This is a genomic window from Pseudomonas sp. LBUM1658 (genome assembly GCF_059716055.1).
This window is the reverse complement of record NZ_CP166798.1, coordinates 4,534,230-4,560,657: the sequence shown is the minus strand read 5'-3', so window position 1 is coordinate 4,560,657 and position 26,428 is coordinate 4,534,230. Positions and strand designations below refer to the sequence as shown.

The 26,428-nt window shown below is 58.0% G+C and carries 24 protein-coding genes and 1 pseudogene; 14 read left to right on the top strand and 11 right to left on the bottom strand.

The features are described from left to right. The first annotated feature begins 81 nt into the window (after nucleotides 1–81). The 3 genes from ACA064_RS21110 (at nucleotide 82) to ACA064_RS21100 (ending at nucleotide 3,332) form a co-directional block, all read left to right on the top strand. Nucleotides 82–1,332, top strand: a complete 1,251-nt coding sequence (locus ACA064_RS21110) for a lipoprotein-releasing ABC transporter permease subunit (RefSeq protein WP_497669859.1) — start codon at nucleotides 82–84, stop codon at nucleotides 1,330–1,332. A 7-nt stretch (nucleotides 1,333–1,339) separates the two neighbouring features. After that, on the top strand, nucleotides 1,340–2,023 hold the full coding sequence (lolD, locus tag ACA064_RS21105) for a lipoprotein-releasing ABC transporter ATP-binding protein LolD (RefSeq protein ID WP_497669858.1): 684 nt from the start codon (nucleotides 1,340–1,342) through the stop codon (nucleotides 2,021–2,023). Nucleotides 2,024–2,087: 64 nt separating this feature from the next. Next, nucleotides 2,088–3,332 (top strand): lipoprotein-releasing ABC transporter permease subunit, encoded by a 1,245-nt coding sequence (locus tag ACA064_RS21100; protein ID WP_497669857.1) that lies wholly within the window; start codon nucleotides 2,088–2,090, stop codon nucleotides 3,330–3,332. A 126-nt stretch (nucleotides 3,333–3,458) separates the two neighbouring features. Here ACA064_RS21100 and ACA064_RS21095 read toward each other — a convergent pair whose 3' ends face one another. Both ACA064_RS21095 and ACA064_RS21090 read right to left on the bottom strand, forming a co-directional pair. Continuing rightward, nucleotides 3,459–4,820: a heavy metal sensor histidine kinase gene (locus ACA064_RS21095; protein WP_497669856.1), complete on the bottom strand. Its 1,362-nt coding sequence runs from the start codon at nucleotides 4,818–4,820 to the stop codon at nucleotides 3,459–3,461. Then, complete coding sequence (locus ACA064_RS21090; protein ID WP_497669855.1) at nucleotides 4,820–5,500, bottom strand: heavy metal response regulator transcription factor; 681 nt, start codon at nucleotides 5,498–5,500, stop codon at nucleotides 4,820–4,822. The genes ACA064_RS21095 and ACA064_RS21090 overlap by 1 nt, the downstream gene beginning before the upstream one ends. A gap of 154 nt (nucleotides 5,501–5,654) precedes the next feature. Here ACA064_RS21090 and copI point away from each other — a divergent pair, with 154 nt between their 5' ends. Beyond that, a complete protein-coding gene (gene copI / locus ACA064_RS21085; protein ID WP_497669854.1) occupies nucleotides 5,655–6,218 on the top strand; it encodes a copper-resistant cuproprotein CopI in 564 nt (187 codons plus the stop codon). Nucleotides 6,219–6,287: 69 nt separating this feature from the next. Then, on the top strand, nucleotides 6,288–7,118 hold the full coding sequence (queF, locus tag ACA064_RS21080) for an NADPH-dependent 7-cyano-7-deazaguanine reductase QueF (protein WP_497669853.1): 831 nt from the start codon (nucleotides 6,288–6,290) through the stop codon (nucleotides 7,116–7,118). 189 nt (nucleotides 7,119–7,307) lie between these two features. Here queF and ACA064_RS21075 read toward each other — a convergent pair whose 3' ends face one another. Then, complete coding sequence (locus tag ACA064_RS21075; protein ID WP_497669852.1) at nucleotides 7,308–7,571, bottom strand: DUF4404 family protein; 264 nt, start codon at nucleotides 7,569–7,571, stop codon at nucleotides 7,308–7,310. Nucleotides 7,572–7,684: 113 nt separating this feature from the next. Then, nucleotides 7,685–8,311: an HAD superfamily inactivated hydrolase PcrP gene (gene pcrP, locus ACA064_RS21070; protein WP_497669851.1), complete on the bottom strand. Its 627-nt coding sequence runs from the start codon at nucleotides 8,309–8,311 to the stop codon at nucleotides 7,685–7,687. A gap of 200 nt (nucleotides 8,312–8,511) precedes the next feature. On the opposite strand from pcrP, the gene ACA064_RS21065 reads away from it, so the two are divergent. Further along, on the top strand, nucleotides 8,512–9,201 hold the full coding sequence (locus ACA064_RS21065) for an MlaA family lipoprotein (RefSeq protein ID WP_497669850.1): 690 nt from the start codon (nucleotides 8,512–8,514) through the stop codon (nucleotides 9,199–9,201). Between the two features lie 61 nt (nucleotides 9,202–9,262). Here ACA064_RS21065 and ACA064_RS21060 read toward each other — a convergent pair whose 3' ends face one another. Further along, the gene (locus ACA064_RS21060; protein ID WP_497669849.1) at nucleotides 9,263–9,550 is read right to left on the bottom strand and encodes a PilZ domain-containing protein; all 288 of its coding nucleotides are present in this window, start codon (nucleotides 9,548–9,550) and stop codon (nucleotides 9,263–9,265) included. A 277-nt stretch (nucleotides 9,551–9,827) separates the two neighbouring features. Here ACA064_RS21060 and rssB point away from each other — a divergent pair, with 277 nt between their 5' ends. Together rssB and rssC are read left to right on the top strand one after the other, a co-directional pair. After that, nucleotides 9,828–11,009 carry a two-component system response regulator RssB gene (gene rssB / locus ACA064_RS21055; RefSeq protein WP_497674297.1) on the top strand — a complete coding sequence of 394 codons (1,182 nt, stop codon included), beginning with the start codon at nucleotides 9,828–9,830 and terminating at the stop codon, nucleotides 11,007–11,009. Continuing rightward, the gene (gene rssC / locus ACA064_RS21050; protein WP_497669848.1) at nucleotides 11,009–11,491 is read left to right on the top strand and encodes an anti-sigma factor antagonist RssC; all 483 of its coding nucleotides are present in this window, start codon (nucleotides 11,009–11,011) and stop codon (nucleotides 11,489–11,491) included. The genes rssB and rssC overlap by 1 nt, the downstream gene beginning before the upstream one ends. 74 nt (nucleotides 11,492–11,565) lie before the next feature. Here the strand turns inward: rssC and tal are convergent, their stop codons facing one another. The 3 genes from tal to ACA064_RS21035 form a co-directional block, all read right to left on the bottom strand. Continuing rightward, nucleotides 11,566–12,492 (bottom strand): transaldolase, encoded by a 927-nt coding sequence (gene tal, locus ACA064_RS21045; RefSeq protein ID WP_497669847.1) that lies wholly within the window; start codon nucleotides 12,490–12,492, stop codon nucleotides 11,566–11,568. 213 nt (nucleotides 12,493–12,705) lie between these two features. Further along, nucleotides 12,706–13,203, bottom strand: a complete 498-nt coding sequence (locus ACA064_RS21040; RefSeq protein WP_497674296.1) for an RES family NAD+ phosphorylase — start codon at nucleotides 13,201–13,203, stop codon at nucleotides 12,706–12,708. Continuing rightward, nucleotides 13,203–13,673 carry an Xre family toxin-antitoxin system antitoxin gene (locus ACA064_RS21035; protein ID WP_497669846.1) on the bottom strand — a complete coding sequence of 157 codons (471 nt, stop codon included), beginning with the start codon at nucleotides 13,671–13,673 and terminating at the stop codon, nucleotides 13,203–13,205. The genes ACA064_RS21040 and ACA064_RS21035 overlap by 1 nt, the downstream gene beginning before the upstream one ends. A gap of 536 nt (nucleotides 13,674–14,209) precedes the next feature. Here ACA064_RS21035 and ACA064_RS21030 point away from each other — a divergent pair. The 4 genes from ACA064_RS21030 to ACA064_RS21015 are packed head-to-tail and all read left to right on the top strand — an operon-like array spanning nucleotide 14,210 to nucleotide 21,622. Beyond that, on the top strand, nucleotides 14,210–15,559 hold the full coding sequence (locus ACA064_RS21030) for a condensin subunit MukF (RefSeq protein ID WP_497669845.1): 1,350 nt from the start codon (nucleotides 14,210–14,212) through the stop codon (nucleotides 15,557–15,559). Continuing rightward, the gene (locus ACA064_RS21025) at nucleotides 15,559–16,233 is read left to right on the top strand and encodes a chromosome partition protein MukE (RefSeq protein ID WP_497669844.1); all 675 of its coding nucleotides are present in this window, start codon (nucleotides 15,559–15,561) and stop codon (nucleotides 16,231–16,233) included. Before ACA064_RS21030 ends, ACA064_RS21025 begins: the two co-directional genes overlap by 1 nt. Beyond that, nucleotides 16,230–20,648 (top strand): chromosome partition protein MukB, encoded by a 4,419-nt coding sequence (gene mukB, locus ACA064_RS21020; RefSeq protein ID WP_497669843.1) that lies wholly within the window; start codon nucleotides 16,230–16,232, stop codon nucleotides 20,646–20,648. Before ACA064_RS21025 ends, mukB begins: the two co-directional genes overlap by 4 nt. After that, nucleotides 20,645–21,622: a Wadjet anti-phage system protein JetD domain-containing protein gene (locus ACA064_RS21015; RefSeq protein ID WP_497669842.1), complete on the top strand. Its 978-nt coding sequence runs from the start codon at nucleotides 20,645–20,647 to the stop codon at nucleotides 21,620–21,622. The genes mukB and ACA064_RS21015 overlap by 4 nt, the downstream gene beginning before the upstream one ends. An 18-nt stretch (nucleotides 21,623–21,640) precedes the next feature. On the opposite strand, the gene dusA is transcribed toward ACA064_RS21015, so the two are convergent. Then, nucleotides 21,641–22,642, bottom strand: coding sequence for a tRNA dihydrouridine(20/20a) synthase DusA (gene dusA, locus ACA064_RS21010; RefSeq protein WP_497669841.1), 1,002 nt, complete (start codon nucleotides 22,640–22,642; stop codon nucleotides 21,641–21,643). Nucleotides 22,643–22,883: 241 nt separating this feature from the next. Here dusA and ACA064_RS21005 point away from each other — a divergent pair. Both ACA064_RS21005 and ACA064_RS21000 read left to right on the top strand, forming a co-directional pair. Beyond that, a pseudogene (locus tag ACA064_RS21005) lies at nucleotides 22,884–23,053 on the top strand (type II toxin-antitoxin system HicA family toxin). After that, entirely contained in the window at nucleotides 23,050–23,382 is a 333-nt protein-coding gene (locus ACA064_RS21000) for a type II toxin-antitoxin system HicB family antitoxin (protein ID WP_497669840.1), read from the top strand. The pseudogene ACA064_RS21005 and the gene ACA064_RS21000 overlap by 4 nt, the downstream one beginning before the upstream one ends. Nucleotides 23,383–23,587: 205 nt before the next feature. On the opposite strand, the gene ACA064_RS20995 is transcribed toward ACA064_RS21000, so the two are convergent. Further along, nucleotides 23,588–24,448, bottom strand: a complete 861-nt coding sequence (locus tag ACA064_RS20995; RefSeq protein WP_497669839.1) for a hypothetical protein — start codon at nucleotides 24,446–24,448, stop codon at nucleotides 23,588–23,590. Between the two features lie 255 nt (nucleotides 24,449–24,703). Then, nucleotides 24,704–26,182, bottom strand: a complete 1,479-nt coding sequence (locus ACA064_RS20990; protein WP_497669838.1) for a DUF1254 domain-containing protein — start codon at nucleotides 26,180–26,182, stop codon at nucleotides 24,704–24,706. Nucleotides 26,183–26,428: the final 246 nt, after the last annotated feature.

The window sequence follows — 26,428 nt, the reverse complement described above, 5'->3', positions numbered from 1 at the left end:
TAGTAGCGGTGGTCTGAGTGTAAAGCTGGTTACCGACCCCCGCCACAAGGACGTTCCTTTTCCCTCCGAACAAGCCCCGACATGTTCAGACCTCTCTTCGTATTTATTGGCACGCGCTACACCCGTGCAAAGCGTCGCAATCATTTTGTGTCATTCATTTCCCTGACCTCGATGATCGGACTCGCCCTCGGCGTGGTCGTGATGATCGTCGTGCTGTCGGTAATGAACGGCTTCGATCATGAGATGCGCACCCGCGTGCTGGGCATGGTGCCCCACGCGACCATCGAGTCCGGTGAGCCGGTCAACGACTGGCAACGCCTGGCCGCCAAGGTCAAACAGAACCCGCAGGTGCTGGCGGTTGCGCCGTTCACCCAGATGCAGGGGCTGCTGACCAACAATGGCAAGGTTTCCAAAGTGCTGCTCAATGGCATCGACCCTGCGCAGGAGCGGCAGGTCTCGATCATTGATAACTTCATGCAGCAGGGCAAGCTCGACGACCTGGCCCCCGGTAGTTTCGGCATCGTCATCGGCGACAAGGCCGCGGCCAAACTGGGTGCGGCCATCGGCGACAAGCTGACCTTCGTCGCCCCGGAAGTCACCGTGACCCCGGCCGGGATGTTCCCGCGCATGAAACGCTTTACCGTGGTTGGCATCTTCCACGTCGGCGCCGGCGAGCTGGACGGTTACCTGGGCATTACCAATCTCCAGGATCTGTCCAGGTTGCATCGCTGGAAACCGGATCAGGTCCAGGGCCTGCGCTTGAAGTTCGACGACCTGTTCCAGGCGCCACGCACTGCGTGGAACATTGCCCAGCAGCTCGGCGAAGATCGCTTCTACGCCCGTGATTGGACCCGTACCCACGGCAACCTGTATCAGGCCATCCGCATGGAGAAAGCCATGATCGGCCTGCTGTTGCTGCTGATCGTTGCCGTCGCCGCCTTCAACATCATTTCCACGCTGGTGATGGTGGTGAACGACAAGAAGGGTGACATCGCGATTCTGCGCACCTTAGGCTCTACGCCGGGGCAGATCATGGCGATTTTCATGGTCCAGGGCACGGTGATCGGAGTGATCGGCACGCTGATCGGCGCCGTGGTCGGGATGTTCGCCGCGCTGAATGTCAGCGCCGCGATCTCCGGTCTGGAAAGCCTGCTCGGGCACAAATTCCTTAACGCCGACGTGTATTTCATCGACTACCTGCCGTCGCAGCTGATGGCCGAAGACGTGTTGATGGTAAGCGCCGCCGCGTTGGTCCTGAGTTTCCTCGCCACCCTGTATCCAGCCTGGCGTGCCGCGCGCACCCAGCCCGCGGAGGCGTTACGTTATGAGTGAGTTGGGCATGAGTGAAAAAGCAATCTTGAGCTGCCGCGACCTGGGCAAATCCTACGAGGAAGGTCCGGAGTCGGTGGTGGTGTTGTCCGGCCTGCAACTGGAGTTGCATCCGGGTGAACGGGTGGCGATCGTCGGCACTTCCGGTTCGGGCAAAAGTACCTTGCTCAACCTGTTGGGCGGCCTCGATACGCCGTCCTCGGGCAGTGTCTGGCTGGCTGGTGAAGAGCTCTCGGCCCTCAACGAAAAGGCCCGGGGCCTGCTGCGCAACCGTTCACTGGGTTTCGTCTATCAGTTCCACCACTTGCTGCCTGAATTCACCGCCCTGGAAAACGTCTGCATGCCGCTGTTGATCGGCCGCACGGCGATTCCCGAAGCGCGCAAGCGGGCCCAGGTATTGCTCGAGCGAGTAGGGTTGGGTCATCGCCTGGAGCACAAACCGGCGGAGCTGTCCGGTGGCGAGCGCCAGCGTGTGGCGATTGCCCGGGCCCTGGTCAACAACCCGGGACTGGTGATGCTCGATGAACCGACCGGCAACCTCGATTCCCACACTGCTCAAGGCATTCAGGATCTGATGCTGGAACTCAGCACTTCGATGCGCACCGCGTTCCTGGTGGTGACCCACGACATGAACCTGGCCCGGCAGATGGATCGCGTCCTGCATCTGCAGGAAGGTTTCCTGACGCCCATCTGATTGGCCGAAACCCGGCGCTTGATTCAGGCGTCGGGTCTTTTATTTTCATACGGTGCCCCAGCGAATGTTCAGACCGTTATCGATTTTTATCGGCACGCGCTATACCCGCGCCAAGCGCCGCAATCGCTTTGTTTCGTTCATCTCGATGACCTCGATGATCGGCCTCGCCCTGGGTGTGCTGGCGATGATCGTGGTGCTGTCGGTGATGAACGGCTTCCAGCGTGAGATGAGCTCGCGCATCCTCGGCATGGTGCCCCACGCGACCATCGTCGGCGTCAACCCGATCGATGATTGGCAGCCGGTGGCCGCCGCCGCGATGAAGAACCCCGAAGTGACTGCTGCAGTGCCGTTCACCGAGATGGAGGGCATGCTGTCCTATAAGGGTTCGATGCAGCCGATCCAGATCAGCGGCGTCGACCCGGCGCAGGAAGGCAAGGTCTCGATCGTCGCCCAGCACATTGTCCAGGGTCGCCTGGATGCGTTGAAACCCGGTGAGTTCGGGGTGGTGCTGGGTGAAATCACCGCGCGGCGCTTTCGCTTGAATGTCGGCGACAAACTGACCTTGATTGTCCCGGAAATCAGCTCGGCACCCGGTGGCATCACGCCGCGCATGCAGCGGCTGAATGTGGTCGGGGTGTTCAAGGTCGGTGCCGAACTCGACGGTTCGATGGCGCTGATTCACCTCGCCGACGCCGCGCAAATGCAGCATTGGCAACCGAACCAGGTGCAAAGCGTGCGCCTGGCGGTGAAGGATCTGTATGCCGCGCCACAGGTGTCGAGCGACATCGCCAGCGGCCTGGGGGCTGACTACAAGGCCGATGACTGGACCCACACCCAAGGCAGCCTGTTCAGCGCGATGAAGATGGAAAAGACCATGATCGGCCTGTTGTTGCTGATGATCGTTGCTGTGGCGGCCTTCAACATCATCGCCACCTTGATCATGGTGGTGAACGACAAGGGCGCGGACATCGCGATCCTGCGCACCATCGGCGCGACTCCCGGGCAGATCATGGCGATCTTCATGGTTCAGGGCACAGTGATCGGGATAGTCGGTACCTTGATTGGCGGAATCCTTGGCGTGATCGCGGCGTTGAATGTCAGCGAACTGGTGGGTTGGCTGGAGCGGGTCAGTGGTCAGCACATCTTCAGTTCTGATGTGTACTTCGTCAGCAATCTGCCGTCCGAGCTGCAAGGCGCGGATGTGGCGCTGATCTGCTCCGCAGGTTTTATCCTGAGCTTCCTGGCCACGGTATACCCGGCCTGGCGCGCATCGAAGATCCAGCCGGCGGATGCGCTGAGATATTCGTAAGCAGATAAACCGCTATCGCGAGCAGGCTCGCTCCCACAGTGGATCTATGTCGTTCACATCTTAGTGGTCCGACGCAGATCTAATGTGGGAGCGAGCCTGCTCGCGATGGGGCCGATCCTGCTGGCATCAATCTACCCTTGGCAACTCAATCACAAACCGCGTCCACCCAGGCTCCGACTCACAGCGGATCTGCCCGCCATGGGCGCGGATGATCGACTGGGTAATTGCCAGCCCCAGCCCTGCATGTTCGCTGCTGCCTTCACGGCGAGCCGGGTCGGCCCGATAGAAACGATCAAACAGTCGCGGTAGCAACGCTTGGGAAATCCCGTCCCCGCTGTTCTCGATGCTCAGACTCGGGCCTTGTGCGGTATCGGCAATCCGCACGCTCACCTGACCTTGCACCGGGGTAAATCGCAGGGCGTTATCCAGCAGATTGGAGAGGGCGCGACGCAGCATGCTGCGGTCTCCGGCGAAGCTCGCGCTGCCTTCACGGGTCAGGCTGACCCGTGCGTCCTCCGCCAGTGGGGCGAAGAACTCCAGCAGCAGATCGACCTCATCCGCCAGCTGCAAAGGCTCGCGTTTGGGGGTGAGCAAACCGTGATCGGCCTTGGCTAGATACAGCATGTCGTTGACCAGTTGCGCCATCCATTGCAGCTCTTCGAGATTGCTGTGCAGCGCTTCGCGATAGTCCTCCAGCGGCCGAGGGCGGGTGAGGGTGACCTGGGTGTGGGTCAGCAAGTTCGACAGCGGCGTGCGCAGTTCATGGGCGATGTCGGCGGAAAACGCCGAAAGCCGCTGGAACGAATCATCCAGGCGCCCAAGCATGGCGTTGAACGTGTGGGCCAGTTCGGCGAGTTCGGCCGGCATCTGATCCTCGGGCAGGCGTTTGGTCAGCGAACTGGCTGACACACTGGCGGCAACTTCACTCATGCGTCGCAGCGGGCGCAAACCGCTGCGCGCCGCCCAGGCGCCGAGCAGTGCAGTGGCCAGCGCCGACAAACCGACCGTCAACCAGATCAAGTGCTGCATGCGTTGCAGGAAGTGTTGGTGGTGAGTGATATCAAGCATCAGGCTCAGCACTGGCGAGTCCGGCTTCTGCGGATCCAGCGCGGCGCTGTAGACCCGGTAGGCGGTGCCGCTGCTGTGCAGGCTATGCAGGCCGGGTGCGCTCGGTAAATCGGCGGGCAGGGCGCTTGAGCTGTCGAACCAGACGCTGCCATTTGCTGCACTGACTCGCAGCGACAGGTCCGGTTGGTGGCTGAGTTCATCCTGCAACCGGGCTTTGCGTTCAGCGAAGCGGGCCGGGTCGTCGGCGCCTTGCAGAGCGCTGCGCAGGGCGATCAGTTTGCTGTCGAGCAGTTGCTGATCGAGCTCGATGAAATGCCCCTCACTGGCGCGACTGAACAGCACCCCGGCCAGCAACGACACCACCGCGGTGCAGGCGGCAAACAATAAGGCCAGGCGACTGCTCAGAGAAAGCCGGCGCATCAGACCGGGCGCTCTTCGAGCACATAACCCATGCCGCGCACGGTATGAATCAACTTGTTGGGGAAGTCATCGTCGATCTTCAGGCGCAAGCGTCGAATCGCCACTTCGATGACGTTGGTGTCACTGTCGAAATTCATGTCCCAGACTTGCGAGGCAATCAGCGACTTGGGCAGTACTTCACCCTGACGGCGCAACAGCATCTCCAGCAAGGCGAACTCCTTGGCGGTCAGGTCAATGCGCTGGCCACCGCGTTCGACCCGCCGGCGGATCAGGTCCAGGCGCAAATCGGCCAGTTGCAGGCTGGTTTCCTGGGTTGTGGCACTGCCGCGGCGCAACAGGCTACGCACACGGGCAAGCAGTTCGGAGAAGGCGAAGGGTTTGACCAGGTAGTCGTCGGCCCCCAGTTCGAGGCCGTGCACACGGTCCTCCACTGCATCGCGGGCGGTCAGAAACAGGACCGGCATGTCCAGGCCAGCGCTGCGCACGGCTTGCAGAATCTGCCAACCGTTGCGACCGGGCAGCATCACATCGAGAATCAATAGTGCGTAATCGCCGGTCAGCGCCAGGTGTTGGCCGGTGGTGCCATCGGCCACCAGTTCGGCGTTAAAACCCGCCTCACTCAGGCCCTGACGCAGGTACTGTCCGGTTTTCGGTTGGTCTTCGACGATCAGCAGTTTCATGGGCGACTCATGGCAAACGGACGGGAGCTTTATACCTTGGCCGGCCGAGATGGGTTGCAACCTGACAAAGTTGTAATCTAGCAGTCAGCTGACTGGCAGCGGCGCGGCTTTAAAGTGTCCCACAGGCTGAACCTTATCTTGCTGGAGTGTGACTATGTTTTTGCGAATTCGACGGGTGCTTGCCGGTTGCCTGCTGGCGTTGAGTTTTCCCGTCTGGGCGTCGCCAGCGCATACCTACAGCTTCGGCGCGTCGGCGCCGGCGGCGAAAGCCACGCGCACGGTCGAAGTAGTGATGGGCGACATGACTTTCAGCCCCAAGTCGCTGGAGATCAAGGTCGGTGAGACGGTGCGCTTTGTGCTGATCAACAAGGGCCAGTTGCTGCACGAGTTCAACTTGGGCGATGCGGCAATGCATGCCAGGCACCAGCAGGAAATGCTGCAGATGCAGCAGAGCGGCATGTTGACCCCGACCGCGATGAAGACTGCAGCAAAATCCCCGGACGCCATGGATCACGCGGCAATGGGCCACGGCTCAAAGGCCGGCATGGCCCATGGATCGAGCATGAAGCATGACGACCCCAACAGTGTGCAGGTGGAGCCGGGCAAAACCGCTGAATTGACCTGGACCTTCAGCAAGGCCGGCAATCTGGAGTTCGCCTGCAACATCCCCGGCCACTATCAGGCAGGCATGGTCGGCAAGCTGAACGTCAGCCAGTAAGCGCCTGGCGCTCAAAAGCGGGAGCAAAGGCTGATAGACTTGTCGGGTTTATTTAGTCAGGTTCCCGCCATGCATCCCGCAGCCGAACATTCGCCGCTGGGCAAGTCCAGTGAATACATTTCTACCTACACCCCGTCTCTGCTGTTTCCGATCCCCCGTGCGGCGAAATGGGCCGAACTGGGCTTGAGCGCCGAAACCCTGCCTTACAAGGGCGTGGACTTCTGGAACTGCTTCGAGCTTTCCTGGTTGCTGCCGTCCGGCAAACCGGTAGTGGCCATCGGCGAGTTCAGCATTCCTGCGGACTCGCCGAACATCATCGAGTCAAAGTCTTTCAAGCTGTACCTCAACTCGTTGAACCAGACGCCGTTCGCCGATCGTCAAAGCCTGGAAGCGACCTTGCAAACCGACCTGTCGGCTGCAGCCGGCAAACCGGTGGGCGTGCGGATTCGCAGCCTGAGCGAAGTCGAGGCCGAAGGTGTGGCCGGGTTGCCGGGGGTGTGCATCGATGAACTGGATGTCAGTGTCAGCGATTACCAGCAGCCGCGCCCGGAACTGCTGCGCTGCGACGAGTCGCGAGTGATCGAGGAGAGCGTCCACAGCCATTTGCTCAAATCCAATTGCCCGGTGACCGGCCAGCCGGACTGGGGCAGCGTTGCAGTGGAGTATCGCGGCGCAGCGCTGGACCACGCCAGCCTGCTGGCCTATCTGGTGAGCTTCCGTCAGCACGCGGACTTCCATGAACAGTGTGTGGAGCGGATCTTTCTCGACCTGCAACGGCTGCTCAAGCCGGAGAAACTCACGGTGTATGCACGTTATGTGCGCCGGGGTGGGCTGGATATCAATCCGTATCGCAGTACTGAGGCGGTGGAGTTGCCTAACCTCAGATTGGTTCGCCAGTAAGGCCTGAGGAATGCGGTGCTCCCAAAAGATCGCAGCCTTCGGCAGCTCCTACGGGATTTGCGTTTACCCCCGAGATTGCGGATGTACGCGGTCGGCGTAGGAGCTGCCGCAGGCTGCGATCTTTTGATCTTGCTTCCAAAAACAAAAAAGCCCCGCTTCAAAGAGCGGGGCTTTTGTATTCGGGGGGGCTTAGATCCCCATGTTGCCGAGCGCTATCACGATATTGCGCAAGGTGCCGGCAATTGCTGGATGGTCGACTTCGAAGCGTTCTACGGCGAGGTTGACGCCATCGGCCAGGCTGGTGTCCTGGGTTTTTCTCTCGATTTCGATCTCGAGTTGGATCTGTTGCATCAGCAATTGCAGATCGGCGCGTTCCGCTTCCGAAAGCGGTGGGTTCTGCTCCAATTGCTCGCGCAGGGTATCGAGTTGTTTTTGCAGGTCGCGGGCAGGCATGGCGTTCTCCCTTTATTGATAGGCACAGGGATGGACCACTACGGCAGGCTAAAGATCCATTCCCTGACCTTAGAGTAATCCACTCCATCGCCAAGTGCATGATCTTGATCAAATCAAGGCTTTTCCCCCTTGAGGCGTCGCAGGCTGATATCGGCCAGGCAAGTATCGAGTTCGCCCAGATGATCGATCACCGAATGCACCCCGAGACCGAACAGTTGCAGCGTCGCCTTGCCGCGTTTGTGCTCGCGCGCTTGCTGGCTCAACGCCTGCCATTCGTTGGGTGCCAGCCCGCACAGCGAGCCGCAGGAGGCCAGGCCGATGGTCCAGAGCCCGGCGTTGAGACCGGCCTGCAGCAGGCGCGGCTCCCCGCTGACCAGCACACAGCCATCCAGGCGTTCGACATTCAGCGCCATCAGCGCCTGCCAGCAGGCATTCGGTGCCGGCCATTGGCGGCTGGTTTCGGCGGTGCGGGTGGGTTTGATCCAGTCCGGCAGCGAGGCCGCGAGATCGTGGCTGACCCCCGGCGGCAGCTCATCCAGCCAGGCGCAGGGGACGCCCTGGCGTTGCAAGCTATGCAGGATGTCCAGCGCGCCCGGGGTGGCATTGGCAGGCTCGTGGGGCGGTTGATCGGGGTTGTGCTGACGCGTACGGGCGCCGAAATCGACCAGGCAGCCACTGAGGCCAAACAGCACGGCGGTCAAGGCTGGAGCGGCTACGGGTAAGGTTTCGGCGTACGGCATATCAACATCCCTGAAATGCCTCTCAGACTAGTCATAGCCGATGACAGTTGAATGACATCGGTATGAATCGGCTGAGGCGAAACCGGGTTCGCAGCAACGCGTCTCTGCGAATGCTGCGTAATAGAGGCGATCCGACTTATACTAGCGCCCATCTCGCCAGGGCCTGGTCCCTGTGACAGAACATCCAAGGAGTTTTTGCTATGCGCTGGAGCAATCGTCTGGCTCAGCTATGTGTGTGTGCCAGCGTTATGCTGGTTCCGTTTGTTGCCCAGGCAGCGACGGAAGAAGATCCTTGGGAAAGTGTCAATCGGCCGATTTTCCGCTTCAACGATCTGCTGGATACCTATGCCCTCAAGCCCCTGGCGCAAGGCTATCAGGCGATCACGCCGCAGTTCCTTGAAGACGGCGTCCACAATATGTTCCGCAACGTCGGTGACGTCGGCAACCTGGCCAACGATGTGTTGCAGGCCAAACCCCGGGCGGCGGGAGTCGACACGGCGCGCTTGATGTTCAACACCACCTTCGGTCTCCTCGGTTTCTTCGACGTCGGGACCAAAATGGGCCTGCAGCGCAACGACGAAGACTTCGGTCAGACCCTCGGCTACTGGGGCACGGGCAGCGGTCCGTACGTCATGCTGCCATTCCTGGGCCCAAGTACCCTGCGTGACGCGCCTTCCAAGTATGTAGACAGTTACACCCAACCGTACCGCTACATGAACAACATCCCGGCGCGGAACATGGCAATCGGCATGAGTATCATCGACACCCGTGCCAGCCTGTTGTCGAGCGAGAAGCTGATCAGCGGCGACAAATACGTATTCATTCGCAATGCCTACCTGCAAAACCGCGAATTCAAGGTCAAGGACGGTCAGGTCGAAGACGACTTTTAAAACCGAACCCTGCAAACAACGAAGGCGGCCAATGGGCCGCCTTCTGTGTTTTTGTCCGGGATCAATTCATTGAGAGGATTGTAAGCCCAAGTTTCTGAGCCTCTTTGACCCAGACCACCTCGGTCTCGGCTTCCAGCCCTGCGAGTGCCGCATGTTCGGACTCGATGCGCACGCTGAGCCGGTCACCGACCTTGAATGAACGCTGCGCCTGCACTTGCATGCCACTGCTGGAAAGGTCCACGCAGACCGCCGTTACCACCAAACCTGCATGGATCAGGGTGATTTCAGCATCCACCCGCATGCGGATGAAGTCGCGCTTTTCACTGTAGTCACGATCGTTTTGGCCCATGGTCTCTATCCTTCGATTCCGTTACGGTTGTGCCTGTTCTTATAACTCCCGGTCATTTGCGATGTAAAGACGTCAGGCGACCATCGGCATGAGCTTGAAACGACCCGCGGATGGGAGTACCGTCTGCGCCTTAGAAGGGCACCTCTGATAACGCACAAATAGGGCAATAAGCTCCGACGGTTGCGACTCAGAGAGGCTAGAAAGCGAATCCAGTAGCGTGAGCCCGGCCCAAGCCTCGCCCACCTACGCCAACCTTATTCTGGCGCCGTTTGCCCACATGCAGAAAACCAGTGCCACACTGCTGATAATCGACGACGACGAAGTAGTGCGCGCGAGCCTTGCGGCCTATTTGGAAGACAGCGGATTCAGTGTCCTTCAGGCCAGCAATGGCCAGCAGGGTCTCAAGGTATTCGAGCAAGCAAAGCCCGATCTGGTGATCTGCGATCTGCGCATGCCACAGATGGGCGGACTCGAACTGATTCGTCAGGTAACCGACCTGTCCCCGCAAACGCCGATGATCGTTGTTTCTGGCGCGGGCGTCATGAATGACGCGGTCGAGGCACTGCGTCTCGGCGCGGCGGACTACCTGATCAAGCCCCTCGAAGACCTGGCCGTGCTCGAGCACTCTGTGCGCCGGGCCCTGGATCGCGCGCGCCTGCTGCTGGAGAACCAGCGCTACCGCGAGAAGCTGGAAACCGCCAACCGTGAGCTCGAAGCCAGCCTGAACCTGTTGCAGGAAGACCAGAACGCCGGGCGCCAGGTGCAGATGAACATGCTGCCGGTCAGCCCCTGGACGATCAACGAATTCCAGTTCGCACACCAGATCATCCCGTCTTTGTACCTCTCCGGTGATTTCGTCGACTATTTTCGGGTCGACGAGCGTCGGGTAGCGTTCTATCTGGCAGACGTATCCGGCCATGGCGCGTCATCGGCATTCGTCACCGTCCTATTGAAGTTCATGACCACGCGGTTGTTGTTCGAGTCCAAGCGCAACGGCACCTTGCCGGAATTCAAGCCTTCGGAAGTCCTCGGTCATATCAACCGTGGCCTGATCAGCTGTAAGCTAGGCAAACATGTCACGATGGTCGGTGGAGTCATCGACGAGGAGACAGGTTTGTTGACCTATAGCATTGGCGGTCATCTGCCTTTGCCTGTGTTATACACCCCGACCAGTGTTCGTTATCTGGAAGGGCGTGGTCTGCCGGTGGGCTTGTTCAACGAAGCCACCTACGAGGATCATGTGATGGAATTGCCGCCGACATTCAGTTTGACGCTGATGTCCGATGGCATTCTGGACCTTTTGCCCGAGCAGACACTCAAAGAGAAAGAGGCCGCCTTACCTGAACGGGTAAGATCGGCGGGCGGCAGCCTGGATGGTCTGCGGCAGGTATTTGGATTGGCCACGCTAGGGGAGATGCCGGATGATATCGCCCTGTTGGTGTTGAGCAGGAATCTTTAATGAGTACTGGAAGAATCCAGTTCGCCGAGCAGGACGGCACATTCGTCCTGAAATTCGTCGGTGAAGTGCGCCTGACCCTGTGTTCGGCGTTGGATGCGACTATCGAGAAGATCTTCACCTCGCTGAATTTTACAGCGATCGTGATCGATCTGACCGAAACCCGCAGCATAGACAGCACGACCCTGGGTCTGCTGGCCAAACTGTCGATCCTTTCGCGGCAGAAGGTCGGCCTGTTGCCGACAGTTGTCACCACCCACGAAGACATCACCCGGCTCTTGCAGTCAATGGGCTTCGATCAGGTGTTCAACATCGTCGATCGCCCGATCCCATGCCCGGAAAGCCTGACCGACTTGCCATCCCAGGATCAGTCGGAAGAAGTGGTGCGGATCAAAGTGCTCGAAGCGCACAAGATCCTCATGGGCCTCAACGACTCCAACCGCGAAGCCTTCCACGACCTGGTGAACGCCCTCGAGCGTCAATGACCGTAGCCGGCTTCAGCGCATAAAAAAGGGCGAACCCGCGAGGGTTCGCCCTTTTTGCATGGGCCAGGTGTGGGTCAGAGCTTGGCTTGCAGCAACGCTTCGAGTTTTTCCTGGTCGCGGGAAAACTGACGAATACCTTCGGCCAGCTTCTCGGTCGCCATGGCGTCCTCGTTGGAAGCCCAGCGGAACTGACTCTCGGTCAGGCTCTGACGGGGTTCGCCAGCGTTGCCTGGGGCCAGCTTGCGCTCGAGCTTGCCAGTGTCCGCAGCGAGTTTCTCCAGCAGATCCGGGCTGATAGTCAGGCGATCACAGCCAGCCAACTGCTCGATCTGGTTCAGATTGCGGAAGCTGGCACCCATGACCACCGTCTTGAAGCCATTGGCCTTGTAGTAGTTGTAGATGCGAGTGACCGACTGCACGCCCGGATCATCAGAGCCGGTGTAGTCAGTACCGCTGCTCTTCTTGTACCAGTCGTAAATCCGGCCCACGAACGGCGAAATCAGGAACACCCCGGCATCGGCACAGGCAACCGCCTGGGCGAAGGAAAACAGCAGGGTCAGGTTGGTCTGAATACCTTCGCGCTCGAGTTGCTCGGCAGCGCGGATACCTTCCCAGGTGGAAGCGACCTTGATCAGTACGCGTTCATGGCCAATACCGGCCTTGTCATACAGCTCGATCAGACGATGCGCGCGCTTCAATACCGCGTCAGTGTCGAACGACAGGCGTGCATCCACTTCAGTGGAAATACGCCCAGGAATCACCTTCAGAATCTCTTGCCCGACCGCCACGCCAAAACGATCGCTGGCCAGACCGAGATCGCCCTTGCAGTCGCTGATACAGGCGTTCAGTAACTCGGCATAACCTGGAATGGCCGCGGCCTTGAGCAGCAGCGAAGGATTGGTGGTGGCATCCACCGGTTTGACCCGAGCGATAGCTTCAAAATCGCCAGTATCGGCAACAACGGTGGTGAACTGCTTGAGTTGATCCAGCTTGGAAGTCATAAGCGTGCTCTGTCCTGTGGGTCTGTTGACATTACCCGAGCGCTGACAGCCACTCAAGGGTGCGTATGCATCTCGACGGCCCCAGCGGCAACTACCTGAAAACAGGCGTTTGAAAGGCGGGGCGCGGTATCGATAAATACGATGCCGAAATGGGGCACAGGTTCAAATAAAGTGACGGTTAGCGGCCTTTGAGCAACCGAGATCTTGATCAGCTCAGTGGGTTGGCGGATTCAAGCGTGTGTCGAGCGCGAACCCTTCTTGCCGCACGACCTCATACAGCCCTTCAGCCAGATCCGGATTCATCACAATGTTCCAGCTGTGTCGAGAGACCGCCGATGGAATCAGGATAAAGGGGTGCTGCGCCAGAAGCTCATCGCCAAATTGCTGTTGGCCAAGGCTGGGCGTGCCCGGCACCAGCCAGTTCGGGTTAGGGACATCGTCTGGAGTCACACGGTGCACCCGGGACAGATCGAGGATGCGCGCGCCAGTCAGGACATGGGGGACAGTGTCGAGGGCGCGGAAGCTTTTATGGACCGCAACCTCGAGGATTGCCGTCGAGGGATCAGCAGAACTGTAAACCGCTTTGATTCCCTTCGAGTTCCAGCGACCACCGCCCAATTCTGCGCCAATACCACTGAACCAGGTCGCGGCATGCTCTTTGCGGTCAAGACGCCAGAGGCAGAGTTCCGTACTTCCAGGCGCCAAGACCATCAAGAATAAACCCCATAGTCCATACGGGTCAGGAAGTCATCGACCAGCTCAAAGCCCACCTGCGTGGTCAGCAAATCGATTGGAGCGCGGCCTTCCAGGCCCAGCGCAGGCGTCACCATCCAGTTCGCCGCTTCCTGGAGGTCGCCAAACACGCCCTCAGCCTTGCTCAATACCTTGGCCAAGCGCCAAGCGCTGCTGCTCTGCTCGGACGTGAGTGGTTCAGGATTCTTGATGCGCCGCTGCACGGTGCGATCAGAAAGGCCGATGATTTTGCCGAAGACCTGCTTGTCTTTGAAGCGAGCGACCGACTGAACGAAGCTGATCACTGCGTCTGAAGGAAACCCTCTTTCAATCAGCTCATGAACCTCGAAAGCACTTCGCGCATGCGGTGGCCGGCTGCCAAACAGCAACTGCAGGGGCTTCGTTGGATCTTGGGATTGGTAATGATGTACTTCGCCTTGGACTGCCATAGGTGGTCACCTCGCTCGCGCCATATGGCGAAAGTATAGTGCCAGATGGCAGTGGGTGGCGAGTTTTGAACTGAGGGAAGCAAAAAGGTGTAGGGATCGGGCCGCACGCTGTACATGAAATGCAATACATCGGGGGTCAGTAGTGGCGTTGTGCCTTGGTGCAAACTGCCGAGTGTTGTTGGCGGCAGCGCATTTGTCGATTCTGTTGAAAGGTATTGCTCGGTGTAGGCCAATTCATACTGCGCCTGTTTGGGTGATCTGACTTACAGTGCATTAGAACGCTATTAATATCGTGTCATGACTGCGCGACCGGATCCTTGTCAAACCACCTTCAGGGTGTGAAGACGCTGGTTACTGTGCTGCGCTGATGTCCACCAATCTGTGGATGCAATTGGGGCGTTGATCGAGTAGTTCTATTGAGCCATGAAGAACCGGAGGTCTGTCAGGCCGAACAGGCGGACCACCCAGCGAGCCGCCTCTTCGTACAAGAGGGTGATCGGACGATTACCTGATTGAATTGTAGAAGGATGAGTCGAATGGAAGAACTCAGTGATCCGCCTAAGGAAGCCGTAGCCACACCTGCGTCAGCCGATCCTAGTCGCGTCATTGCTTCGTTGTCCCGCGACGGGGTCAGCCTCGAGCTGAAGACCATAGACCTTTGCTTTCTGGCCGGGCTCTATCTGCGCGCAGACAAGGCCGCTCTGGCGTCATTCGAGGAGGAAGTGCTCGTGGATCTGTTCGGCCAGGTCTGCGATATCGTAGACCCTACTGCGGAAAATCCACGTAAACGCGCCACTCATGCAATCCAGCGCTTGCGTGAGCAACGCATGCTCGCTCGTGTCGATGGAGCGGGTGTTGTTCATGCCGGCGAGTACGCCTTGACTCGATTGGCCGCTGCGGTGGTGGAGTATTTTCTAGCCGATGAAGCCCTTACCCGGGAAAGTCTGACACTGTTGACTGGCACCCTTCGTGCGCAACTGGTTGCGATACTGGACGCCGCACAAAAGGCAGGGGATGAGCGGGCATGGCGCGAGGGAGTTATTGGGCCACTGCGGGTGACGGTGGGCGATCTGGTAGCAGGTATTGAGCGCCGTCAGCGGGGACTCGATGCCCAACAGGAGGAGGTGCAGTCCGAGATCGCTGAGTTGTTGGTAACGGATTGGTTTCATGCAGTGGATCGCTGCCAGGCACTGCTGGATACCACAACCGTCACACTACGCGAGCTGAACGAGGTTTTGCTCCGCGACACTCATCACTTGGTCGAATCACTGCAGCACATCCAGTCGCTTGCCACCGTTGCCCGATATTTCGAAGCTGAGGAGGTTGCTCAGCGAGTGATCGAGCACATCGACCGCATTGCCGATTGGGGAGGTGCCCGACAACACGCTTGGTCCGAATACTACCGGCGAGTGCATCGATATCTACGCGATGTGGTTCGGCTGGATCCTGATCGAGCGTTGAGTCAGCGTCTGCTTGATCAACTGGCTGTCTGGCCATTGAAGCCTTTTTTTCTGCTGGTGGCTGAGGTGCCTTCGATTCGTCTTCTGCGTTCGCTGGAGCTCAAAGTCGAGCGTCCCGCGGTGGCTCGGGCACGGGTTGACCGTGAGGCGAATCCGCAATGGGTCGAGCCCGAGGATCAGATCGCAGATATCGAGGTCCTGACCAAAGCGGCCGTTGAAGGCGGCTCACGCACGCTCGCGGCGGTACTTGAGCAGGTACTTGCCGGACTACCCATATCTGAGCATTACCTGGCAGTCGGGCGGGTGGCGAGCGTGCTGGTTAAAATTGCCCACGTCTCCAGCGCAAGAGAGCGTCGATGGGAAGTCGTGCTCGATGAACTGGAAGTCGAGGAATGGAACGTAGATGCGAACAAGGAGAAGTTGTGATGGAGGCAGGATTCCAAACACTCGAAGCGGTCATCGTCGATGAGAGTTTTCCTGAGGTGGACCTGATGTTGCGACGCGGCCGTCATATCGGTCGCGACGATGGTCTGCTTTACGAATACTTGGTCGACGCCCAGGCGCTGCTCGAGCTTTTTTACCGCCGATTTGGTTGTGAGCTGGTTCAGCGCAGCGACGGTTTTTTTTTCTTGCTACCCACGGGGGATCGATTGGGCCGTCGACAGCTATCCCCAGGTGAAATGCTGGTTGGGCAAACACTCGCGCTACTTTATTTGGATCCAGCCACGCTCCAGCACGGAGGGGCGGTGACCCGCGACGACGTATTGCAGCGGCTATCGGGGTTACTTGGCGCCGAACGACTGTTCTTTACGTTGTATCCGCGTAAGCAAAAGTATATCGAGCACACGGCAGGCGAATACATCCGTTCGCAAGTCTCAGAAGTGCTACGTCGCCTGGCTGATTTGGGTTTTGTCGACCTTTTCGAGGAAAGCCGTATTCGGATGCGCCCGGCCTTGATGCGTTTTGCGGACCCGGTACGTGGCCTTCAGAATTCCCAGTCAGCACTTGAGCAACTGGTCGGTCGCGGCGAGTTGGCTCTCGGAAGTAACGACAGCGAGGAAGAAGAAGGCGTACAGAATGATGAAGGGGGCGACTCATGAATCGTACTCGCGCCGTTGCTCTGGCCCTGGTGAACTGGAAAGGAGTGTTCTACGAGCGATATCTACTTGATCGGCATGTAACAGCGCTGGAAGGTGCCAATGGATCAGGCAAGACCACAGTAATGATTGCCGCCTATGTGGTGTTATTACCCGATATGTCACGGCTGCGCTTTACCAACCTTGGCGAGACAGGCGCGACGGGTGGTGACAAAGGGATCTGGGGGCGGCTAGGCGAGGCGGGACGGCCTTCATATGTCGTTCTTGAATTCGCCCTGGAAGGGCAACGTCGCCTGATTGCCGGTGTAAAGCTGGAGCGCAAGGGCGAACCCTCTGTTGAACCGACTCCCTTCATCGTTTCCGGCCTGGAAGATAACGTTCGCTTACAGGATTTGTTGTTGCTTGGCCAAGGTGACAGCGAGGTGGTGCCTGAAATTCAAGAGCTGCGCGAGACCAGTGCTCGGCTTGGCGGACGTCTGCAGGTATTCGCTTCGGTGCGGGAATACTTCGCGACATTGTTCGAACAAGGCGTGTTGCCGATGCGTATGGGGATCGACGAGGAGCGCAACAAGTTCAACGAGATGCTGCGAACCAGCATGACGGGCGGGATTTCTCGAGCGTTGACGTCGGAGCTGCGGGGCTTTCTGCTCAAAGAGGAAACCGGCTTGACTGACACCCTTCAGCGCATGAAAGCCAACCTCGACGCTTGCCGGCGTACCCGTACAGAAGTCCAGGAATCGCGACGTCTGGAGCAGGAAATCGGCGACGTGTTCAACGCTGGCCAGGCGATGTTCACGGCGGCATTTCTGGCTGTTCGCGAGCGTGCGGAGGAGCTTGAGCGTCGCGTGACAGAAGCGCAAAAGCTCTATGCCGAAGCGACACAAGCCTGTACCGATGCCGAACAGGCTTTAGTCAGCACCGAGGCGGAACTGGAGACGGTCGAGGATCAGCTTACCGACACCGGCCATTTGCTCACGCAGGCGAAGGGTTGGCTGGAACGCATGCGTAATGCAGTGGCAGCGCTACAAGCATTGATTCATTGCCGTGAGGTGCTGGAGGCAGCGGAGCTTGAGGCTGCTACCGCGCTCGAGCAGCGCCAACTCTCCGAAGAAACCTTGGATCGCCGACGTGAAGGACGGCATCGTGCGCAGGATGATTACGAAAGAGCAGCCCAGGGGCAGACTGATTTAAAAGCAGGTATTGAGCAACTGTACCGTCGCGCGGGCGCCTATCGGCAAGCGAAATCGCACCTTAAGCAAGCGCAGGAGTCGTTGGAGGTTTCAGCGCTCGATGCTGCCGAATTTGATGGGTGGCAGGTTTGGGCCCGCCAAGAGCTCGAAGCCGTTGATCAAGAGCGCCGTACGCTGACGACCCGGCTAGCCGACGCCGAGGATCATCGGCAACGCCATGGGACCATAATGGCGGCCTTGCTCGCCATTGTTGGTGAGGTATCGATAGCTGCGACTGAGGCTTACCAAGTCGCTGGTGACACGTTACGTCGTTATCGTGATGGGGCGGCCTTGGCAGAGCGCCTGCCGTCGATTATTCAGACTATCAAGTCGCAGCGTCCGCTCGTCGAGCGTCAGGTGCGTACTCGTTTGCAGGCTGACCGATTGGCCATCGCCTGGCCAGTGGAGTCCGCAGCAAAGACGATTGGATCGTTACTGAGCAGTGTCGAAGATGAGCGTGGTGTGTATGAGCAAAGCGGTCGCGACGCCCAACAGATACTTTCCTCTACCCGAACCAGTTTGCAAGACATGGAAGCCCGGCAGAATGAGCTCGAAGCACTCGAGCCCGCTTGGCACGAGCACGCTGCGCGAGCACTGCGGATCAGCGAACATTTAGACGTCCGGCTGAGCAATCGAGCTGATCTGGACTTGGCACGTGCCGCACTGGCCAACGAATTTTCCGAGATACGGGGCAATGAAGTGGCCACCCAGTCAGAGCGCGAGCGCTTGATTCACGAGTCCCGGATGCTGCTTGCGTCTGGAGGGCCTTTCCCGGCGGAGCTCCTGCGTTTACGTGATCAGATGGGTGCTGATTTACTGGCAGCCAGTTTCGATGATGTGGGGCTTCATGATGCTGCAGTACTGGAAGCACGACTTGGTCCCTTGAGCCAAGCGCTAGTGGTGGATAACCCCGAGGAGGTTGCCAAGCGTTTGCATCAGCGCTCCCAATCTTTGACAGATGTATTGCTGATATCGAGAGAAGCCAACTTGGAGGCTTGGCTACTCACGCCTGAACTGGATGTTGGCGACGATAACGACGTGATCGTGTCGGAGGGCATGGCATTACGCGTTTCGCGAATCCCGGAACGCCCACGTCTTGGCCGGCGTGCTCGTGAGGCTCGGGCCGAGGAGTTAAGTGTCGAAGCCGAAGTCCGGGCAGTGGAATTGGAGGCTTTGCGAAGCAAACGACGTTTCCTGGAGCGTTTGGTTGAGGAGGGAAATCATTTATTGGCCGAGCATGGTCTTTGGCTTTCTGAGGACCCAGCGTTGGCCAAGGCCGCAATTCAGCAGCGGGTTATCACAGCAGAAGCTTTGAGCGAATCTCTACGCGCAGAAGTCTTGAGTCGCGACCAGGCGGTCCAGGCCCTGCTGCCTCGCATCGAAGGCTTGCGTACGCTGTTGTCGGAGGCGTTCATGCTCGAAACACCTGATCATGCTGAACGCTTGGCCGAGCTGGAAGGTGAACAGCATGACGCCTTGGCTGCAAAGAAAGAGACAACGCGCAATAAACCTTTCGTGGACGTCATTGAGAGGGACATGACTGTATTGCGTCAGTTGCCGTTGGAGACTGATGAGGTCGAGCGGTTGCGACTCCATGTTGCAGATCTTCAGCATCAAAGAGAACGTCTGATGTCCGCTATCGAGTCACTTGATTATCTGTTGGCTAACACCCATGCACTTGACTGGTCCGATGCGCCGTTGCGATTGGCGGCTGAACAGGAACTGCTCCCGGCGCTCAAGGCGCAACTTGATGAGGCAAAGTCGGCTCAGACGTTTGCTGAGTTGGCGGAGCGCGAGGCGCAAAACCAGCACGGGGAAGCAACCGAGCTCTGGCAACTTGCCAACGTTGCTCGACAGGCTGCCTCGCGGGACAACACCTCCGCCGTCAGCCGCTTTGAAGAGCTGGCAATTCCTTCGCCCAGCGAGGTGGCCGTGAGTGACGCCGAGCAAGAAGTCGAGCGCATTGATCAAGTGTTGGAAGCGCAGAATGACAGGCGCGACATATTGGTAGAGCTGATTGGAAAGCAGAAGAATATTGTTGAGAACACCCAGCGGGAGGTGCAATCAACCAGCGAAAAGCTCGCCAGCGAACGGCGCGAATCCGATCCTGCCATCGCGCGATGGGAACGCTTGCAAGGAATGGTCGTCGCCAACGGTCTGATTGCAGGTATCCAGTCATCAAGCGAGCAATTCAGTGCGGATCGCGGATCGCCTAATCTTCGTCAGCGGGCTCAGTCGTCTCGCGCATTGCTACTTGAGCGTCTCAGCCATGCTCAGGGTGGTGACACATTAGTGAAGCAGTTCGAACGGCAGGACAATACGGATGCTGCCGCTGATGATGTGTATCTGGAACTTTGGCTCACAGTTCGCGATTGGTTGCGTCACCGCCTGCCTGCACAAATCGCGGAAGTCGATGACCCACGAGAATCCCTGCGCCGCCTGCGTGAGCAGTTATCCAGTCTGGAAGAACGCTTGATGCGGCAGGAAAGCGATCTGCGCGGAGCAAGCGAGGATGTCGCCCGAGGCATCGATGTACAGGTACGCAAGGCGAGAGGTCAGGTCAATCGTCTTAATCAACGTTTGGAAGGAGTCAGTTTCGGCAGCATCCAGAGTATTCGCGTGCGCTTGAGTCCGGTCGAACGGATGGAGAACGTCTTGCACGCACTCCGCGACGGAGCTGCTCAGCAATTGTTGTTTCAGGAAAACATGCCGATCGAGGATGCTCTGGTCGAAATTTTCCAGCGTTACGGAGGAAGCAAGAGCGGCGGGCAGCGCTTGCTTGACTACCGAGAGTACGTGCATCTGCAAGTGGAAGTCCGTCGTATGGCAGGTTCTGATTGGGAAGTTGCCAATCCAACGCGGCTATCGACCGGCGAGGCCATTGGCGTGGGGGCGGCATTGATGATTGTGATCCTCAGTGAATGGGAGCGTGATGCCAACCTGCTGCGCGGAAGAAAATCCCATGGATCCTTGCGATTTCTATTTCTCGATGAGGCCAATCGCCTCGATCCGGACAATCTCGGTGTCCTGTTTGATTTATGCCAGACCCTGGATCTGCAGCTGTTGATCGCTGCGCCTGAGGTCGCTCGGGCTGAAGGTAATACGACTTATCGCTTGGTCCGGGATGTCACCCCAAATGGACGTGAAGAGGTGCGGGTCACTGGTCGACGTACGCGGAGCGACTCATGATGTGGCAGACACCGCAGCAATGTCTGGCACTGCTTGAGTTGCTGGTGTGCCCAACGCTTAGGCGTCGTAGTGCACAAAGCACCGTTTTTGATGTTCTGGCAGAACTTCCCTGGACCCGCGCAACCGGGCGCCGGGATGAAATTACTTTGGTGGGGGACCGTCGTGCTGAGCTCGTCGAACTGATCGAGCGTGTCTGGCCGCAATGGCAGGAAGTGCTAACGCAATTAACAGCCAACGGTTTACCGCCCACACCGGAAGGTTGGGAAAAACTACAAGACACTCACCGCGCCGACAATTTGCCCTTACTCCCGGCTCGCCTGAACCGACGTACTGCCGCTGCACTGGTCGCGCCACATTCCAAGGCGACCCTTACAGCGACCAGGCACGCAGCTCTTGGCACTACCGAAGCAACTCACGATGGATTGGCCAGGCTAAGACCACCCCAGGGGCTTGTGGCGCGAAGTCCGAGGGGCGACCTGGATCTTGAGACGTTGGCCTGTGTACTTGGTGAGGTACCTATCCCGGAGCGTGCCCTGCGGGACGGGCTAGTGCTTGAGGGCGCAATTCGCGCCGTGTTGCTGGTGGAGAACTTGGGGGCCTGGCGTGACTTCCCTGAAATGGAAGGTTGGTTACTGGTCCATGTCCCTGGCTGGGATACCGCAACAGTGCTCCAATTGCTGAACTGCATTGGGCCGGACGTACCAATGATTCATTTCGGTGATCTGGACCCGAATGGAGTTCGCATCTATCTGCATCTTCGGGAGAAACGGCCCGACCTGCACTGGTTTATTCCGTCGTTCTGGGATGAGTGCGTCAAACCCCGATCGCTTGCTCGGCCATGGCCCGAAGACCTTCATTTTCACGGCGCCCCAGCGTTACTTGGAGACCTTATCAAGAGCAAGCGTTGGCTCGAACAGGAACCACTGGTGGTCGATGTCAGGACGGTGAGGGCATTAGAGGCTCTATTGTCGTGATCCCGCTGCAGTCACGGGCTAGCGCCCCTCAAGCAACTCCGCCGCCTGATCCAGCAACACCAAAGGCTCTTTAGCCTTGTGAATATCCACCGACAACAACTGCCGAAACTTGCGCGCGCCCGGAAACCCGGTGCCCAGCCCCAATACATGTCGAGTGATATGGTGCATCGATCCGCCAGTCGCCAAATGCTCGGCGATATAAGGCCGCAGCCGCGCCAACGCCTCGGCCCGCGTAATCACCGGCGCCGTACTGCCGAACAACTGCTGATCCACCTCAGCCATCACATAAGGATTGTGATACGCCTCACGCCCCAGCATCACCCCGTCAAAACGCTGTAAATGCTCGTGACACTCCGCCAGCGTCTTGATCCCGCCATTGAGAATAATCTCCAACTCCGGAAAATCCGCCTTCAACCGCGCCGCCACATCATATTGCAGCGGCGGAATATCCCGATTCTCCTTCGGCGACAACCCCTCCAGAATCGCAATCCGCGCATGCACCGTAAAACTGGTACACCCGGCATCCCGAACCGTCCCGACGAAATCACACAACTCCTCGTAACTGTCCCGCCCATTAATCCCGATCCGATGCTTCACCGTCACCGGAATCGACACCGCATCGCGCATCGCCTTCACACAATCCGCCACCAGCGCAGGGTGCGCCATCAGGCACGCGCCGATCATATTGTTCTGCACACGGTCGCTTGGGCAGCCGACGTTGAGGTTCACCTCGTCGTAGCCGTGTTCCTGGGCCATGCGGGCGCAGGCTGCCAGATCGGCTGGGACGCTGCCGCCGAGTTGCAGGGCGAGGGGGTGTTCGGCTTCGTTGTGGCGCAGGAAGCGGTCGTGGTCGCCGTTGAGGAGGGCGCCGGTGGTGACCATTTCTGTGTAGAGCAGGGCGTGTTTGGAGAGCAGGCGGAGGAAGAACCGGCAGTGGCGGTCGGTCCAATCCATCATCGGGGCCACGGAGAAGCGGCGGGAGAGGGCAGGGTGTGTGGAAGGTATGAGATCTAGGGGCATTGGGGCGTCTGTTGGGCGGTTTTAGCAGGGCGCAGTGGCAAAAAAAACGGGCTGGGCCTGGCTAGAGGAATTGGCAGGTAGTGCAAAGGCGGTAGTTTATCAGGATTGGAGGGCGGGGATTGAGCGTGGGATAGGCTGCGACTGGATATAGTGTCCCCATTTTTCAGCGTACCCCCTTACGCAACTCTCAGAGTTTGCCTACAACGTCATCAATAGTTACCCAATATTCTGGTAATCGTCCTTGTTCGGCGCAGCAGGCGCCAGAACCATTGAAGGCAACGGATCGCGGGTACGTTTTGAACTGATCGTGTGGTCGCAACCTTTCACCGACCCCACCCAGACAAAGAAGCAAAGCCCTACCAGGTGCGTGACGCTCGGGCTTTCCTTGAACAAGCAGGAGTTACCCCGTGAACGTGATGAATTACAACGGCTACGCCGCCCGAATTGAGTACAGCGACGAAAACGGCCTGTTTGTCGGCCACATCGCGGGTATCAAGGATGTCGTTGGGTTTCACGGCGAGTCAGTACGGGAGCTTCGAGATGCATTTGAAGAGGCCGTCACTGATTATCTGGAGACTTGCGCCAAGCTTGGTCGCGCACCGCAGAAACCCTATTCAGGAAATCTCAGTCTGCGTTTGGCGCCGGCTCTCCACGCTACTGTTGCCGTAAAAGCGCAGCTAGCCCACAAGAGTATCAATCAGTGGGTAGCTGACGTTCTTGATCGTGAGGCGCATGCCTGAAGAATAGCGAAAAAAATTATCAGGTGGGCGCCAGGATTGAAGTTTGTAATGAGTCTTTCCTGGAGGCTGTTGCGAGCAGTACAGAAGACGATAATCTGGAAAGCTCGCCGACAGTAATAGCGTAAATTTAATGTCCTGCGTAACACCTGGGCGCCAGGATGGGTCACTGGTTTCAAACTTAAGCCAGTGACCCGTCAGCTAATTCTTAATTTAAAGTATGATTATCTTCGGCCTCTTCAACAGCTCCAAACCATTCACGTGCATTTTTAGTTTGTTCTAAACCAGTCCAGTAGTCGATGCTTCCCACTCCCGATTCCAGACGTTCGGCTGAACGCAGTACCGCTAAATCTTCTGAGTTCAGGATGCCTTCAAGCCGGCGAACCAGGTACTTTACCTGCATACCCAAAACACTGACTTGCCTTTCCAGATTCTGACTCCGCACCACGGACGTGAACCCTTCCCGAGTGCGAAGAGTCTCGTGGTCGATAACACAATTAATAATTCGGCTGGATTCCTCTGTGCCCGGTCCTTCTTTCCTGGACCAGTAGTTTGCTCCGCCAATCCGGCACAAGAACGGAGCGTCATCGACACCAAATCGTTGAACGCTGAGAGCATCCCCTTCAGCGTCCAACTTGCGCTCCAGTTCGGAGAAGCTAACCCCAGTGGTATTGACCAGGAAAGTATGGATTGTTGAGTTGTCGGTGCGGCGGACTCGATAACCAAGCACTTGAAGCGCAAGTCCATTGATATCAATCTCCGAGAACGAAGGTTTGGCATCTTCTTCCTGGATTGTTACCTCAAAGTCGGCATCAATGAATTTTCCGTTTGTGCTGCTGCTCCTTTGCATGTGAGCGCTGATTATTGTATATGTTCGATTGTCGCCTTCGGCTGTTGCTGATGCGCCAACGAATTTGTTTTGCGCAAGGTCATGGTCAGCCTGAGTTCTGACGTTGAGTAAAAAACGGTAACCATGGATGCGTTTGTTGGGTGACCACTTACTTTCGTTTTCGAAGGCGTTGCATTCTGAGGGCTGAAATTCGGTGCTGTTGCCTATTGTGATAATCAAGATTTTCTCTCCATGTTGATCTTGTTCTGTGTTCCAAGGGTAGTAAAGAATTACGTTCCGGATAACGGGTAACGTCAATTATTTCCTACCGCCTCCTGGCGCCCGGTCGCTGATCCAGCGCTGCATGATTGACGAGACCATGGAGTAAGGCGCCAGAATTTCCCCGAGTCACTGCAACATACGGAAGATATAGCTCGTCATCCCGACGTACCAGATCCAGAGCAGACGAAGTCCCATTCCGGTACGCGCGCGTCGCTATTTCAACACCACAACCTCTGGGGGCTGCCACGTCCCGCCGCCCGGCGGCAAGATCGAAGGTGGCGTGTCTTTGGGCCAGTACAAACGCATCACCAAATAGATAGTGTCATTCGGCGCGGGCAACCAGTTGGCTTCCATTGCCTTGCTGGGGGAGTCTTTCTGGATGTAGAGGGTCAGCGATCCGTCCTTGTTTTTCTTCATGGCGGGTAGCATCGGTGAGTTGATGAGGTAGCGATTGATCGGGTTCTTGATCAACAATTGGCTCGTGCGGTCATACATTGTCACCGACCAGAAGGCATTCACCGGCGGCAGTTGCCCGGCGGGGAAGGTGATGGTGTAGTTGTGCTTGCTGGCGTCGAGCGCTTCGCCCGTCGCGTTGGTGCGGGCAAAGGGGTACACGGCTTCTGCGGCATCGTTGCCGTAGAGACCGCCCTTGGCCGCGCCGGCGCGCTTGAGCCAATCGCCGTTGAAGAAAGTGCGGTCGCCAAACATCGAGCCGACGCTCCAGCCGTTGATATTTTTCATTCCGCTGGACAGCCACTTTTCCACTTTATCATCGGCTTCCTTCATGCCCAGCAGGACGGCAGCCTTGTGTTCCGCCGAGAGTTCCTTGAATTCAAAGGTCTTGCCCGGCCCGATGCCGATAGTGGCGAGTCTGGCCCGGACTTCCTTGTCTTCCGGCGTCTGTGGGACGAACTGCAGGGCGGCGTTCAGATACTCGTAGAAGTTCGCCTTGATCCCTGGGGTGTTGGCTGGAAGGAAATCGATGGTCCGTGCGGCCGGTGGCGCGGGTTGTTTGAGGTAGGCGGAAAGTGGTTGCGCTTTGTATCCCGCCTGCACCTTCTCGACGTTTGGCATGTCTTTGGCGTTGAAGAGCTGGGTCCGGATGACGGTGAGCGAGAAGGGGGTTGTCGAGGTAAATACCTTCTTGATCCCTGCTGGCGTCTGGCCTGTCCAGTCGGGGCCGACCACCAGATAATCGCCCGGCCCGCTGCCCGTGGCGCGGCTGCCGATGTAGCCATAGTTGTAGGTATTGCCGTCGATCAACTGCACCGAGTAGTAGCGCTTTTTTGGCACTGCTGGCACCGAGATCACCATCGGTTCCGCGCGCAGATCCAGCCAGAGCATCGAATAGGGAGTGTCGCTGTTCGGCGTGACGATCGCCGTGTCTTCGTAGGTCGCAACATGGCGCTGGTTGTTGATCTGGTTGAAGGGCGCTTTGAACTGACTGGACTTGGTGTCCACGGCGAACTCATACATCACCGCGTAGTTCATCACGATGGGCAGGCCATAGATGAAAGCTTCCTCGGCAATGGTCTTGGTTTCGGTGATGCTCGGCGCGGCTATGCCCTGGGCCACGTCTTTCTTATCGGCCTGAGCAATGGGGTCTTCTTTCTTGTTGCAGCCGGCAATCAGGGTCGATGCAATAGCAAAGATAGCGACCCATTTCATGCAGGTTGAATAGTCAGGTTTCATCGTGGCGCCGCCCCTATGTTCATGGTCATCTCTGCTCTGGGTGTCCTGATTAGCCAGGACTCACCAAGGGCGACGGCAGGGTTACTGCCTTGAGCATAGGACATGTGGGTGCGAAAGCAGGCGTCTGCTGGCCGTTGCGAGATGTATCTTTATCAAATTTCAGGCAAAGAAAAGCCCGCGATGGGGATTAGCGGGCTTTCAGATCTTGCGAGGAGCAGGAGCAACGTTACGCCCCTGAACGTGAAA